The following is a 13,845-nucleotide window of genomic DNA, read 5'->3' as shown; positions in this document are numbered from 1 at the left end:
TGTCCACTTGGGTCTGATATTCGCATAAGCAGCAGGTTGGAATTATCGCACAAGAACAGCATTAGATGACGATTGTCATCTCGTATATAGGAAACGGTTATAAGGAGGACGTACGTATGACCTCATCTGATAAACATCGGGTCACAGTTGAGATATATGGTTCACAATACAAAATTATAGGTACGACAAGCAAGGAATATATGCGGAGTATTGCAGAGTCTGTGGACGAGCATATGCGAGGAATCGCTGAAGCTAACCCGCGCCTCGATATCCCGCGCATTGCCGTACTATCAGCAGTACATATCGCCGAAGAAGTGCAGCGGCTCAAGGACAATAATCAGTTGCTTAGCACTCAGCTTAGTGAGCTGAACCAAGAGCAACGGATGCTGAAGGAAACGGCTCAGCGTTTGGAAGAAGAGCAAGCTCAGCTGTCGAGTCGACATGCCGAGTCGCTAAAGGAATTGAATCAGCAGCACGAAGTAAAGCTGAACCGACTGATTGCTTCGGAGAAGCAAGCGGTAGATACGGCGAATCAATTGAAGACAGACAAGCAAGCGCTCGAAGAGCGCCTCATGAAGCTGCAAGAGCAGCAGAAGGAGCTGGATCGTAAAGTACAAACGCTTAACAGCAGAGAACAAGACTTGAAGCGCAAGCTGTTGGAAGGCGAGCAGAAGCTCAATCGTTCCCACGAGCAGTTGGAGAAGGAGAAGCGGGAACATCAGCAGGAGCTTGCTAATCGAGTAGCCGCGTTGAATAAGCAGCATGAGCAAGCATTGTCTTCTGTAAAGGATAGCTTGGAGAAGGCTGCTGTCGAATCAGCCGAGCAATATGAAGCGCAGCTGGCAGCGGAGCAGAAGGCATATAAATCGGCTGTGGATGAGCTTCAAGCAGCACATAAGCAAGAGCTTGATCAGTCTCTTGTCCAGCATACAGCGATGATCGATGCTTTGAAGCAAGAGCAGGCTGAAGCGCTGAAGCTGATGGAGTCGAAGCATGCCTCATCAGCTCAAGGGGCTGCGGAGCGGCACGCTGCTATGCTGAAGCAGAAGGAGCAAGAGTGGCAGAAGAAGCTGTCCGCCGCCGTACAGGAGCTTAATTCGCTTAAGCAGTCGCATACTGCTGCTGTTGAAGAGTTGAAGCGTACGCATAAGCTGGCAATTGATGGGCTTCAAGCTGCGCATAAGAAAGAAGTGGAAGAGCTCCAAGCTGTGCATGATCAAGCATTGGAATCGCTGAAGCTTGCTAGAGACGAGCATGAAGCTGCAATGATTGATGAGTGGGATAATAGCTGGAAGCAAGCGGAGAATCGTATCCAACAGCTCGAAGGTCATCTTAGCCGAGCGGAGGAACTAGACCGTGCGCGGCAGGTTGAGATGGAGCGACTGATGCGTGCTCGTGACGAAGCCAATCAGGAAATCGAAGATATGCAGGCGAAGGCTGCTCTGATGGAAGCAGATCTAGAGCGTCAGGCTGAAGCGATAGAGCAATCGAAGGAAGACCGAGTAACCTATGAAGCGCTGATTAAGGAGCTTGAGGATAGAGGTAATGAGCTTGTTGCACAGAAAGCTCAGACCGAGTCTAAGTGGGAAGAAGCGCTGAAGAAGTCGCAGGGAGAACTGCAGACTGAGCGTCAAGCCCGAGAGCAGCTTGCGGACAAGCTTACGGCTGAACAGGAAGCAAGCGTTGAGCTGGAAGCGCAGGTGCTGGCAGCGCTGGAGGAGCGCGAACAGCAGGAAGCGCAGATGCAGGCGGAGCGCGAGGAGCGTGAGCAGCTGGAAGCGCGGATGCAGGCGGAACGCGAGGAGCGTGAGCATCTGGAAGCGCAGATGCTGGCAGCGCTTGAAGAGCGCGAACAGCTGGAAGCGCGGATGCAGGCTGAGCGCGAGGGGCGTGAGCAGCTTGAAGCGCAGGTGCTGGCAGCGCTGGAGGAGCGCGAACAGCAGGAGGCGCGAATGCAGGCGGAGCGCGAGGAGCGCGAGCAGCTGGAGGCGCGGATGCAGGCGGAACGCGAGGAGCGAGAGCAGCTTGAAGCGCAGGTGCTGGCAGCGCTGGAAGAGCGCGAACAGCTGGAAGCGCGGATGCAGGCGGAACGCGAGGAGCGCGAGCAGCTGGAAGCGCAGGTGCAGGCAGCGCTTGAGGAGCGCGAACAGCAGGAGGCGCGGATGCAGGCGGAGCGCGAAGAGCGTGAGCAGCTGGAAGCGCAGGTGCTGGCAGCGCTGGAAGAGCGCGAGCAGCTAGAGGCGCGGATGCAGGCGGAACGTGAGGAGCGTGAGCAGCTGGAGGCGCAGATGCTGGCAGCGCTGGAAGAGCGCGAACAGCAGGAGGCGCGGATGCAGGCGGAACGCGAGGAGCGCGAGAAGTTGGAAGCGCGGATGCACGCGGAATGCGAGGAGCGCGAGCAGTTGGAAGCGCGGTTGCATGCGGAGCGCGAGGAGCGCGAGCAGCTGGAGGCGCGGATGCAGGCGGAACGCGAGGAGCGAGAGCAGCTTGAAGCGCAGGTGCTGGCAGCGCTGGAAGAGCGCGAACAGCTGGAAGCGCGGATGCAGGCGGAACGCGAGGAGCGCGAGCAGCTGGAAGCGCAGGTGCAGGCAGCGCTTGAGGAGCGCGAACAGCAGGAGGCGCGGATGCAGGCGGAGCGCGAAGAGCGTGAGCAGCTGGAAGCGCAGGTGCTGGCAGCGCTGGAAGAGCGCGAGCAGCTAGAGGCGCGGATGCAGGCGGAACGTGAGGAGCGTGAGCAGCTGGAGGCGCAGATGCTGGCAGCGCTGGAAGAGCGCGAACAGCAGGAGGCGCGGATGCAGGCGGAACGCGAGGAGCGCGAGAAGTTGGAAGCGCGGATGCACGCGGAATGCGAGGAGCGCGAGCAGCTGGAGGCGCAGATGCAGGCGGAACGCGAGGAACGCAAGCAGCTGGAAGCGCAGGTGCTGGCAGCGCTGGAGGAGCGCGAGCAGCTGGAGGCGCAGATGCAGGCGGAGCGCGAAGAGCGTGAGCAGCTAAAAGCGCAGGTACTGGCAGCGCTGGAAGAGCGCGAACAGCAGGAGGCGCGGATGCAGGCTGAACGCGAGGAGCGTGAGCAGCTAGAAGCACAAATGCAAGCTGAGCATGAAACAATCGAGCAGCTGGAAGCGCAGACTCAAGCAGATCGCGACGCATACATATTGCTGCAAGCGCAGCTTAACGAAGCGCGTGAAGCGTCAGCGCGCGAGCAGGAAGTACACGAACAAGCGCTTGCCGAGGCGAAGGAAGCTTACCATCGTCAGCTGCTTGAAACAATGGAACGCTGTGTGCATGATTTGCAGGAAAAAGTGGATGAGTCCATGGCTCAAACTAATCACGATATGGAGATCAAGACGCGCAAGCTTGAAGAAGATTACGCCAACAAGCTGACTAAACTGGAAACTGAGGCAGCATCGATTCGAGAACAATTGAAGCAAACCGTACAAGAGAGAGATGCTCAAGTAGAACGGATAAATCAACTGCAGGCAAAGCACGAAAAGTCAACGAGTGATATCGAGCACATGAATGGCGAGTTTGCAGATGCTCGTACCGAATTGGCGAAGATTCAAGCCGAGTTTACGTCAACGAAAGCGGAGCTGGACGGGCTTAGAGAAGCTTATGAAGAAGCCGCTCATAGTACGGCTCGCTATCAAGCATTGGCTGAAGATGCGGAGCAACGACTTGAAGAAGCTCAACTTCAGCTTGAGACAGCTGCCAGAGAAGCAGCGGCTGCGACAAGCACCATCAATGAAGCGGATCTGCAGGAATTGCAGGAGCAATTTGAAATGATATCTCACCAATACAGACTCTCGATGATCGAACGTGAGCTGGAGCAGAAGAAGGCTGCGGCTGTTGAACAGGATCTGAAAGCATTGCAGGATGAATACGGCAAGCTTAAGAGTGAGTTTAACGAATGGTTGGAAATGATGGATCTTGGTAAGTAGGATGGACTGCTGAGATGTGGGAAGCTGTTGTAAATCAATTGGTTCATATATGGAATTCTGTATTGAATTTGTTCGCAGCGTGGAACGAGCTGGATTGGCTTATACTAATCGGCTTGATCCTGTGCATCATCTGGGGCGCATACAGAGGGCTGCGCTCGCTGGTTCTGTCGCTGTTCGGTTATGCGGCTGCATTTATCATCGCTGCGAAAAATTATGAATACTTGATACCTTGGGTCCGTAAACGAATATTTACGAACGAGGTATCCACTTCATCAACGATCAGTGCGCTTGAGCAAGGTGAGGCCGCATCACAGCATGTTCTGCATGCTGTCATCGCCTTTAGCATACTGTTTGCCTTTATCCTGTTGGGATTATGGCTGATTAGGCATTTGTTGACTAAGATGACATCGATGCGCCCAATCAGACGATTCGATCGATACACAGGAGCTCTGCTCGGCATCGGACAATTTATATGCTTATGGTGTATCATATACATTCTGCTGATGGCTTGGCCAAGTGGCAATGTACGTTCGCTTGCAGCAGATTCTTATTGGTTCGCGAAAACGGGAGAATGGCTGCCGATCTGGTTTGCAGAGGCTGTTCAATGGGCTCAGTGGTTGTAAAGGTTGAACCATATATGCGCAAGCCGCCCGCTCTGCTTCAAAAGAGCGAACGGCTTGCGCATTGCAGTTTACTCGACAATTAGCTTTGATGTCATTCCGTTATGTCCGGGGCCGCACAATATGTTGCATTTAAAGTCGTATGTCCCAACTTTAGGAGTGATAACCTGGCTGGATTTTTTAGGGGAAAGCTCGAGCCCTAATTCTTCAATCTTTAGTCCGTGATTGCCAGTAGACTCCAACACAAACTTGATGGGCTCACCAGCTTTGACACGGTATTCCTCTTGCTCGAACTTATAATTGACGGCTTTAATGACAACTTCAGAAGCAGCCGTTTCGTTTGCAGATGGTTCAGCAGATGAAGCGCTATTCTCGCTGCCGCATGCTGTCAGCGCTAAGGCAAGTGCCATCATGGCTGCAGCGATCGTTACTTTCTTGTTCATAATAGTGCATCCTCCCATGTCACTTCTACGGCCAGCCATTGTCCGTGAAATGAGCTTCAACAGAACGGCTGAATCATCGTATATGAAATAAATATACGCATTCACACCTAGAAATCCTGTCGAATATTGGAAGGATGATGTTACAATTATGTGACGATCGCTATTTTTGTGATTTACATCACCGACAAATTATGCTTGTTTAGATCTATACTTGTTCCTTATTTTCTTTCTGATCGTATGGTGCGCCCATCGGAATGAACAGGTCAATCAGACCGATTACAAGCGCCGCTAACAGCGCACCGATCATCGATACACTGACACCGCCGACAAAAAATTGCGCGACGTATATAACGAGGGCACTTACGAGGAAACCGACGACCCCTCTGCTAAACGGAGTCACACGGGTACCAAATAATGCTTCGATACCCCAGCCGATAAGCGCGATAATCAATGCAAGGAACAAGGCGCTCCAGAAACCACCGACTGAAAAGGCTGGTACAAGCCATGATGTGAACATCAGCACCAGAGCGGATACGATAAATCGAACTACATGACCGAGAAAATTCATATCATTAACCTCCTCTGTGTTAAATTTGATTGTCTTAGTGAGCAAGGTAAGCTTCTGAATATAAGCTCGCCATTATTTGTACAGTTCGCTCACAGTTCAATCATTCTTGATTATTAAGGGGACAGTTTGTGCAACAATTAGTGTATCCCGGGTTGTACGAACTATGTATGCATGGACAACATAACCTAGCCGACACAGCTATACATAGCTCTTAAGGTTTGATTCGGCTATAATGAGTTTGACGAAAGGAGTCGTGACTGCGATTGGATCCTAAAATATTTAAAACTTTAGAATATGATAAAATATTGCAAAGCCTGGCTAAGCATACAGCTACATCATTAGGAGAGCAGTTGGTGTTGGAGCTCACACCAAGCATCATGCTGGATGAAGTAAAGCGCAGGCTGCAAGCAACTGACGAAGCTTTAACGGTTGATCGTCTGAAAGGCGGAGCTCCGTTTGCGGGTGTAAAGGATATTCGCCCAGCAGTAAAGCGTGCCAGAATCGGAAGTATTTTGAGCCCATCTGAATTATGGGACATATCGGCGTTGACGAATGCGTCTCGACGCTTGATCAGACATATTGAAAGTGTGCATGATGAAGAACCTGTTGAGCTGTTGAAGCATGTAGTGGAGCAATTCAGTGAGCAGAAGCCTCTGGAGGATGCCATTCGCCAATGTGTGGACGAACAAGGTGAAGTGCTTGATCAGGCGAGTGCAGAGCTTGCTACAGTACGCCGTGAGCTTCGAATCGGAGAGACGCGTATTCGTGAGAAGCTGGAATCGCTTATTCGCTCACAGAGTACGGCGAAGATGCTTCAGGAGCAGCTAGTGACGATACGCAATGACCGTTATGTTATTCCGGTTAAACAGGAATACCGCTCTCACTTTGGCGGTATCGTCCACGATCAATCAAGCTCTGGTGCGACTTTGTTTATCGAGCCGGAATCAATTGTGGCCATGAACAATAAGCTTCGTGAAACGAAGCTGCGTGAGGAGCGGGAAATCGAACGGATCTTGTCCCGTTTGACAGATCTCGTTGGCGAACAAGCTGAAGCGCTGTTGTATGATACAGGGCTCGTTGGCATGCTTGATTTTATGTTCGCCAAGGCGCGTTATGGCTTCGAGATGAAAGCCGCGAAGCCGATTATGAATGATCGCGGCTTCATCAAGCTGAAGCGCGGTCGTCATCCATTAATTCCGCGTGACGTGGTTGTACCGACTGATCTAGAGCTAGGCAACTCCTATACATCCATCATCGTCACAGGACCGAATACAGGTGGTAAGACCGTGTCGCTGAAGACAGTAGGTCTGCTGAGCCTGATGGCGATGTCAGGCTTGTTTATTCCGGCTGACGAAGGCTGCCAGATGTGCGTCTTTGACGGAATATATGCGGACATTGGCGATGAACAGAGCATTGAACAGAGTCTTAGTACGTTCTCAAGCCATCTAACGAATATCATCCGAATATTAGGACAAATGACGCCTAAGAGCCTCGTGCTCTTGGATGAGCTTGGAGCCGGTACAGATCCTGCGGAAGGCTCGGCGCTTGCGATTTCCATTCTGGAGCATATGCATTCAATGGGCTGTCGAATTATCGCTACGACACACTACCCTGAGCTCAAAGCGTATGCCTATGAGCGCCAAGGCATCATTAATGCGAGTATGGAATTCGATGTGCAAACATTGCGTCCTACTTATCGCTTGCTGATCGGCGTTCCTGGACGAAGCAATGCGTTTGCGATTGCAGAGCGACTCGGATTATCCACAGCTATTATTGAATATGCGCGCGGCGAGGTTACGGAAGAAGATACACGCGTAGAAACGATGATCGCTTCCCTTGAATCGAACCGTAAGCGTGCGGAAGAAGAGCATGCATCCGCAGAGCAGCTGAGGAAAGAGAATGAGCAGCTTCAGCGCGGCTTGAAGGAGCAGCAGGAGAAGTTCGAGGCTGATAAGCAGAAGCGTGTTGAACGCGCTGAAGAAGAGGCGCGGACCATTGTTGACAAGGCGCGCAAGGAAGCGGAGCAGATCATTCAAGAGCTTCGCCAGCTAGCTATGGAAGGCGCCGAATACAAGGAACATAAGCTGACCGAAGCGCGCAAACGTCTGGATGAAGCAGCGCCAGCCAAGAAGCTTGGTGTAAAGTCAGCGAGTCCTGCCAAAGCGCCGCGTAAGATCGGCCCTGGAGATGAAGTGAGGGTCTACAGCTTGAATCAGAAGGGCCATGTTGTTGAGATGAGCGATAACGAAGCCGTAGTTCAACTTGGCATTTTGAAGATGAAGGTCAGCAAGGATGATCTTGAGCTCGTTACTCCTGTTCAAGCGCAGCCCGTCAAGAAGCAGCAGACGGCAACAACGGTTAAGCGTACCCGAGATGAGAATACACGGACAGAGCTTGACCTGCGCGGTGAGAATCTGGAAGAGGCGATCATGGAAGTGGATCGTTTTCTGGATGAAGCGATTATGTCCAACCTGGGGCAAGTCTATATTATTCACGGCAAAGGCACTGGTGTGCTCCGCACAGGAATTCAGGAGTTTTTGCGCAGACATAAGCACGTGAAGAGCTTCCGACTAGGCAATTATGGTGAAGGCGGAGCAGGGGTTACAGTAGCGGAGATTAAGTAACGGTCGTTCCATGTTGACGATGGGAGGGGAAGGATGGGACAGGTGATTGAGCAATGGTTGAGTAATCCTTACTTTGCGATGGCCGCTTATTTTTCAGTAGCATGTTTAGCCTTGGTGATCCTGCTGTCGATCTTTGAATTGGTCACCCCCTATAAATGCTGGGATGAGATCAAGAAAGGCAACATCAGCGTCGCCATGGCTACTAGCGGAAAAATATTCGGTATATGCAACATTTTTCGCTTCGGTATAGAAGCTCATGAATCGTTGTACGCATCCTTATCTTGGGCGATAGTCGGATATGTGCTGTTGTTGATTGCATACTTCTTGTTCGGATATCTGATGCCTTTCTTTCGTTTGGATAAGGAGATATCGAAGGATAATCGAGCAGTTGGATTGCTCGCAATGGTTATATCCGTGTCGTTGTCTTACATTATTGGCGCGAGTTTGAAGTGATGAACGCTGGCTTGTATGTTTGATGCTATCGACTTTAAGGTGGAGGAAGACTGCGCATGAAATATTTGTGGGGGACATTATTTGCATTGGCCGCAGTATTTTTTATCATTGGGATCGTATATTGGATAAACATTTAGTCAAGATTGACAATGGAAGGTGAATGAAACATGACAACACATACAGTCTGTCCATGGTGCTCTACGGAAATAGTATGGGATGAGGTGCTTGGTCCAGAAGAAGAATGCCCATACTGTCATAATGAATTGCAAGAATATCGTTCCTTGAATGTACCGATTGAGGTAGACGAGGATGACATGAAGCAAGATGCTGCAGATGAACAGGATGAACCTGAGGAGAAGGGTTGGTCTAACTTCGGATGGGGAGACGAAGCGATGCTATTCGCCTCTGCAGATGATATGAAGTATCAAGAAGGCGTGGACCGGGTGCTGCAGGAGCAGTTGGATGTACCGGAATGCTCACAATGCAGAGAATATATGATGCTGATTGGCCGCGAGACGGTGAGCCAGCAATCGTTTGAGCCGCATGTCCGAGAAGGATGCAAGACAGGAATGGTGCAGGCTCCATTTCAATTAGATGTATATGTGTGCTCTTCCTGTTTCCAAGTGACGAAACGTCTAGGGCAAGATGAACGTGATTCGCTCAAGGAACAGATTCGCCAGTTAAGTGAATCTGATCAATAATTACTGACATATCTCAAAGTACGCCAGGGCTGTGTTCTCATTTGAGACCATAACTCTGGCGTTTTAATTTCTGCGAGTCACTTGTGCGGCAATCTTATTAACCAGCATAGCGGGAGTAATAGCGGGATTCCCTGCATTGATGCGCGGAATGAACATCGTATGTGCAGATCGGACAGCGAGCCCTGGCTCAATCGTAAATGCATACCGAATACCCGACATGCGCATGAAGCGGGACGCTTCTGCTGAGTACTGACCGAATGGATAAGACAGACTGTCGATTGGGTTGTTATTGTACGGGGACAGCAGCTTTATACAGGTTGACGTATCTGTGATTAAGCGTTGGTGGTAGGATTGGCGGCTTTCTCGTTCTGTGGCTGATACGGCCAACTGTCTAACCACTACTGATTTACGGTTCTGTTTATGATGCATGTTATGCGTGTGACATTGGACCTCGTTTCCAAGCTGATTATTTTTCAAATAAGCCAAATGATGTTGCCGCATATGAGGTACACCGTTAGGATACGCTCCCTTCAAATGCTTGGTAATATAGAAGTTTACTGCGGGAATATTGAATTCCTTCAAGATCGGATATACATGGGTGTAGAAGCTTTCATATCCGTCATCAAATGTAACCAGCACCGCATTAGGAGGTACTTTAGCTCCATTCATATACTGGCGAAATTCCCTCATCGAGATAAAGTGAAATCCCCGTTTCTTCAAATACATAAGCTGCTCTCGAAACAGCTTCGTTTCGATTGTGCTCGAGCTCTTATTCTGATCGTGAATGTGATGATACATGAGCACAGCAACAGAATCCTTGTACAATGGCTTGGCGCTCGCATGCACGGCAATCGGGAAAACAACTGAGACAAGTATAAATGCTAATAATACTGCAATTCCTCTACGTAACATCGCATTAGCGGCTCCTTTGAACATTTTCTATCCCTAAATGATAACCATTCACGGCAACCAATCTTAGATGGACGTTATATTGTATATAGCTGCAATTCTGCTCACTTATACCTTTCACAAGCTGATTTGCTTTTAACCGTAGTGTCAATAAATGGCCATGACTGAAATAAGCTATTTGACGCAAAATAATACAATCGCATTTGATCTACAGCAAGAAGTCTGTGCATCCCAGCTTATTGGGAACGATATCACAGTGAGTAAGGAGAACGATATGCTTAAAAAGATGGTCATGTTTACGCTATGTTTCATGTTAATCTGCACTCCCGCATACAGCGCGCCTGCCAAGAAGGATAGGCTTTATTATGAAAAGCGGGGGGATATTATTTGGGAGGTCAAGACCAAGCAGAAGCTGATCGCCCTGACCTTTGACGACGGTCCAGATCCGCGTCAAACGACCGAGATATTGAAACTGCTTAATCAATATGGAGCGAAAAGCACATTCTTCGTAATTGGAAAACGAGTAGCTCGATATCCCGAGCTTGTTCGAACCATATTAGCGGATGGACACGAGATCGCTAACCACACGTATAACCACGTTTACTTTGATCGCCATACAAGTGAACAGAGGATCCGACAAGAGCTGGAGCAGACACAACAGGCCATACGTTCAGCGGCTAATTACGAACCCACATTGTTTAGACCTCCTGGGGGGATGTACAACGATCTTATCGTAAATACGGCGAAGAGTATCCCGCTGAAGTCGATTATGTGGTCTTGGCATCAAGATACAAGGGATTGGAGCTTGCCTGGTGTGAATCGGATTACGGAGAAGGTGCTGAATAATGCGCGCAATGGGGATATTGTGCTGTTTCACGATTTTGTGAGCGGTCGTTCGCAGACGAAGGCGGCGCTGGAGATCATACTGCCTGAGCTTAAGAAGCAAGGCTTTCAATTTGTAACTGTCACTGAACTGCTCAAACATTCTGGGTCACAGCTTGTTGATTCGCAATCCGATTCCAAATAATGCTCCAGCAAATATGGAAATGAGGAGGGGGTATCATGCAAGCTCGTCTAGATCGTCAATCATGGCTGCTGTTGATCGTATTTGGTTTATTTGCCTGCGCTAACGCATTGTCTGGAACGTTTGTAAACGTCTTTCTGTGGAAGGTAAAGCCGGATTACTCCCTTATTGGCTGGTTTGCGTTAGTGCAGCAGTTCGCTTTAGGAGCAGTTTTTGTCATTGGCGGCAAATGGGTGAAGGAACACAATAAAATGAATGTTCTGCGTACCGGCATCATATTAGCAGGTCTGTTTTATGCTGTTGTTCTCTTCTTAGGGAAAGATGCCGTGAATTGGATATGGTTGTTAGGACTGCTGATGGGCGCGGCGTTGGGTGCCTTCTGGCTGTCCTTTAATGTCGTTTACTTTGAAGTTACAAACGCGGATAACCGAGATCGCTTTAATGGCTGGGTAGGGTTGATCGGCTCAGCTTCATCGATGATTGCTCCTTGGGCATCAGGTCTACTAATAGGTGCATTCGGCGGCAGAGGGTATAAGTTGATGTTCTCCGCTTCTTTGATCATTTTTGCTTTTGGGGTTGTACTTAGCTTTTGGCTGAAGAAGCGGCCTCCGGAAGGACAGTATGATTGGTCCATTCCCCTGCGTGTCTGGAAGGATGCTAAGAGCCCATGGCGAGTAACGAGCTTGGCATTAGCTCTTCAGGGCGTACGTGATGGAGCTTACGGCTTTTTAATAGGGCTAATCGTGTTCGTAGCTACAACCAATGAGGTCAAGCTAGGGAACTATACGCTGTTCACCTCAATCGCGGCTCTGGTTTCATTTTATGTTGTTGGCAAATGGCTCAGCTCACACTATCGAGGTAATGGGATGCTGTGGGGATCTACGGTCATGGCTTTAACCGTTATTCCTCTTTTTTTCGGAGTCAATTACTTTAACCTGTTGCTATTCGGAATCGGAATGGCGCTTGCTTCTCCTTTCTTTACGATACCGATGACCTCTGTCACGTTTGATTTGATGGGAGAGAGCGATCAAGCGGCTCAGAATCGCGTGGAACTAACCGTTGTACGAGAATCCGGGTTATTGGTTGGTCGAATCATTTCAATCGGAATATTTATTATGGTCGTCAGCTGGTCCACTGAGATACATGTCATCGTGTTATTTCTGGCGATTATCGGCTGCGTCCCAGTAGCAAGTGCATGGTTCATGAAGAATCTGATTGCATCGAGAAGGGCTGCTAAGTCTTAGCACGAGAAATCTTCCATAGCTTATTCGGAAAATGGTGACGGGTGCGGTGATCGATCAAGGCGAAACAGATCTGCATCAGGATGATTGCCTTGTGTGACTAAGGCAGGAATAATCTCTGCCGCAATCATGCAGTAGACCGTTCCGTTGCCCCCGTAGGGCTCAATAAAATAGCATCGCGGATAGTCGGGATGTGCGCCTATGTATGGATAGCCATCATGCGTAGAACAGAATACTGCACTCCAAGCATGTGAGAATCGAATCGGTGCAAGCGATGGAAACAGCTTCATGACCTCTTGTTCTAGTAATTTCGCTTTTTGTGGAAGCATGCGGTCTCGTTCCGCAGGATTCATGGTCGACTCATCTAGTCCGCCCGCTACGATGCGGTGGTCAGGCGTCGTTCTCATGTATAAATAAGGTCGCGCCGTTTCCCAGATGAGCATGCGTTCATGCCACACCTGATCGAGTCCTTCAATCGGTTCAGACATGATTGCGAATGTGCTTTCGAGCTTCGCATTGCGATCACGCTTAAGCTCTTGCGTCTCATAGCCCATAGCAAAGATAGCGTGTTGAGCTGTCACATGATGCCTGCCGTCAGTAGTAACGACGATCGAATCTGCAGTATTGGTGCGACGGTTCACTTTGGAATGCTCATACACTCTTAGTCCATAACGCTTTACTGCTGTCAGCAGCAGGGCATGGATAAAGCGGAATGCGTTCACTTCCGCATCACCATGCGAAACGATAGCGGCAGGCTTCTTAAAGCCAAACGACCGCTCGACATCTTCAGCGTTCCACCACTCGACAGGAAAGCCGTTACGAACAAGAATGTCATAGTCCTGCTTCAGAAGCTTAACATGATCCTCACAGCTGGCATAATACAGACTGCTTCTAAGTATGAGCTGAGTGTCGAATAGCAGTTCATCTTTAAGGGCGATCAGCTTATCAATGGCTTCCTTGCATAATTGATAGAATCTAATGCCGTGCTTCTCTCCAAAGGTATGAATGCAGGAAGATATTGATTTATCATTGCAAAATTGTAGTAAACCCGTATTCGCAGAAGAACTGCCGGTACCAATCGCATGCTTCTCTAGCAGCACAACTTGTTGGCCTTGCTTGCTTAATTCATAAGCTAGTATCGCTCCACTCATCCCGCCGCCGATGATCACGGTATCGCACTTAAGATCTTCATCCAGCGTAGGATAGGTGTATTTCGGCTCTAGGGTCCCTATCCAAGGGAATGTACCAGACTTCAGATCCATGGGAATGATCTCCTCTCCTTAACTTTGGTGGGTAACGATTACATAATTCCCCATCTGTTGAA

At 49.5% G+C, this 13,845-nt stretch carries 11 protein-coding genes; 7 read left to right on the top strand and 4 right to left on the bottom strand.

All coding sequences use genetic code 11. The features are described from left to right. Positions 1-116: 116 nt before the first annotated feature. Positions 117-3,938: a hypothetical protein gene (locus tag ACXX53_RS02825; RefSeq protein WP_458567077.1), complete on the top strand. Its 3,822-nt coding sequence runs from the start codon at positions 117-119 to the stop codon at positions 3,936-3,938. Positions 3,939-3,952: 14 nt separating this feature from the next. Next, positions 3,953-4,561: a CvpA family protein gene (locus ACXX53_RS02820; RefSeq protein WP_458567076.1), complete on the top strand. Its 609-nt coding sequence runs from the start codon at positions 3,953-3,955 to the stop codon at positions 4,559-4,561. Positions 4,562-4,629: 68 nt separating this feature from the next. Here the strand turns inward: ACXX53_RS02820 and ACXX53_RS02815 are convergent, their stop codons facing one another. Together ACXX53_RS02815 and ACXX53_RS02810 are read right to left on the bottom strand one after the other, a co-directional pair. Beyond that, positions 4,630-5,001, bottom strand: coding sequence for a cupredoxin domain-containing protein (locus tag ACXX53_RS02815; protein WP_458567075.1), 372 nt, complete (start codon positions 4,999-5,001; stop codon positions 4,630-4,632). Positions 5,002-5,206: 205 nt separating this feature from the next. Beyond that, complete coding sequence (locus ACXX53_RS02810; RefSeq protein WP_458567074.1) at positions 5,207-5,569, bottom strand: phage holin family protein; 363 nt, start codon at positions 5,567-5,569, stop codon at positions 5,207-5,209. Between the two features lie 263 nt (positions 5,570-5,832). Between ACXX53_RS02810 and ACXX53_RS02805 the strand changes: the two genes are divergently transcribed. The 3 genes from ACXX53_RS02805 to ACXX53_RS02795 all read left to right on the top strand — a co-directional run bounded on the left by ACXX53_RS02805 (position 5,833) and on the right by ACXX53_RS02795 (position 9,347). Then, positions 5,833-8,193, top strand: coding sequence for an endonuclease MutS2 (locus ACXX53_RS02805; protein ID WP_458567073.1), 2,361 nt, complete (start codon positions 5,833-5,835; stop codon positions 8,191-8,193). A 33-nt stretch (positions 8,194-8,226) separates the two neighbouring features. After that, positions 8,227-8,646, top strand: a complete 420-nt coding sequence (locus ACXX53_RS02800; protein WP_458567072.1) for a DUF350 domain-containing protein — start codon at positions 8,227-8,229, stop codon at positions 8,644-8,646. A 167-nt stretch (positions 8,647-8,813) separates the two neighbouring features. Then, positions 8,814-9,347 carry a hypothetical protein gene (locus ACXX53_RS02795; protein WP_458567071.1) on the top strand — a complete coding sequence of 178 codons (534 nt, stop codon included), beginning with the start codon at positions 8,814-8,816 and terminating at the stop codon, positions 9,345-9,347. Between the two features lie 63 nt (positions 9,348-9,410). Here ACXX53_RS02795 and ACXX53_RS02790 read toward each other — a convergent pair whose 3' ends face one another. Beyond that, on the bottom strand, positions 9,411-10,259 hold the full coding sequence (locus ACXX53_RS02790; RefSeq protein ID WP_458567070.1) for a polysaccharide deacetylase family protein: 849 nt from the start codon (positions 10,257-10,259) through the stop codon (positions 9,411-9,413). Between the two features lie 271 nt (positions 10,260-10,530). Here ACXX53_RS02790 and ACXX53_RS02785 point away from each other — a divergent pair, with 271 nt between their 5' ends. Both ACXX53_RS02785 and ACXX53_RS02780 read left to right on the top strand, forming a co-directional pair. Further along, positions 10,531-11,283: a polysaccharide deacetylase family protein gene (locus tag ACXX53_RS02785; protein ID WP_458567661.1), complete on the top strand. Its 753-nt coding sequence runs from the start codon at positions 10,531-10,533 to the stop codon at positions 11,281-11,283. 35 nt (positions 11,284-11,318) lie between these two features. Then, complete coding sequence (locus ACXX53_RS02780) at positions 11,319-12,524, top strand: MFS transporter (RefSeq protein WP_458567069.1); 1,206 nt, start codon at positions 11,319-11,321, stop codon at positions 12,522-12,524. A gap of 20 nt (positions 12,525-12,544) precedes the next feature. Here the strand turns inward: ACXX53_RS02780 and ACXX53_RS02775 are convergent, their stop codons facing one another. Then, positions 12,545-13,783 carry an NAD(P)/FAD-dependent oxidoreductase gene (locus ACXX53_RS02775; protein ID WP_458567068.1) on the bottom strand — a complete coding sequence of 413 codons (1,239 nt, stop codon included), beginning with the start codon at positions 13,781-13,783 and terminating at the stop codon, positions 12,545-12,547. Between the last annotated feature and the right edge of the window lie 62 nt (positions 13,784-13,845).

This window comes from Paenibacillus marinisediminis (assembly GCF_054343325.1).
Note: the sequence above shows the minus strand (reverse complement) of the source record. Positions and strands in the feature narration are given on the sequence as shown.

What these genes read in the sequence shown, in the direction of transcription:
- ACXX53_RS02795 (WP_458567071.1), top strand. Translation starts at nt 8,814, where the DNA reads ATGACAACACATACAGTCTGTCCATGGTGCTCTACGGAAATAGTATGG.
- ACXX53_RS02780 (WP_458567069.1), top strand. Translation starts at nt 11,319, where the DNA reads ATGCAAGCTCGTCTAGATCGTCAATCATGGCTGCTGTTGATCGTATTT.
- ACXX53_RS02820 (WP_458567076.1), top strand. Translation starts at nt 3,953, where the DNA reads ATGTGGGAAGCTGTTGTAAATCAATTGGTTCATATATGGAATTCTGTA.
- ACXX53_RS02790 (WP_458567070.1), bottom strand. Translation starts at nt 10,259, where the DNA reads ATGTTACGTAGAGGAATTGCAGTATTATTAGCATTTATACTTGTCTCA.
- ACXX53_RS02785 (WP_458567661.1), top strand. Translation starts at nt 10,531, where the DNA reads ATGCTTAAAAAGATGGTCATGTTTACGCTATGTTTCATGTTAATCTGC.
- ACXX53_RS02775 (WP_458567068.1), bottom strand. Translation starts at nt 13,783, where the DNA reads ATGGATCTGAAGTCTGGTACATTCCCTTGGATAGGGACCCTAGAGCCG.
- ACXX53_RS02800 (WP_458567072.1), top strand. Translation starts at nt 8,227, where the DNA reads ATGGGACAGGTGATTGAGCAATGGTTGAGTAATCCTTACTTTGCGATG.
- ACXX53_RS02825 (WP_458567077.1), top strand. Translation starts at nt 117, where the DNA reads ATGACCTCATCTGATAAACATCGGGTCACAGTTGAGATATATGGTTCA.
- ACXX53_RS02815 (WP_458567075.1), bottom strand. Translation starts at nt 5,001, where the DNA reads ATGAACAAGAAAGTAACGATCGCTGCAGCCATGATGGCACTTGCCTTA.
- ACXX53_RS02810 (WP_458567074.1), bottom strand. Translation starts at nt 5,569, where the DNA reads ATGAATTTTCTCGGTCATGTAGTTCGATTTATCGTATCCGCTCTGGTG.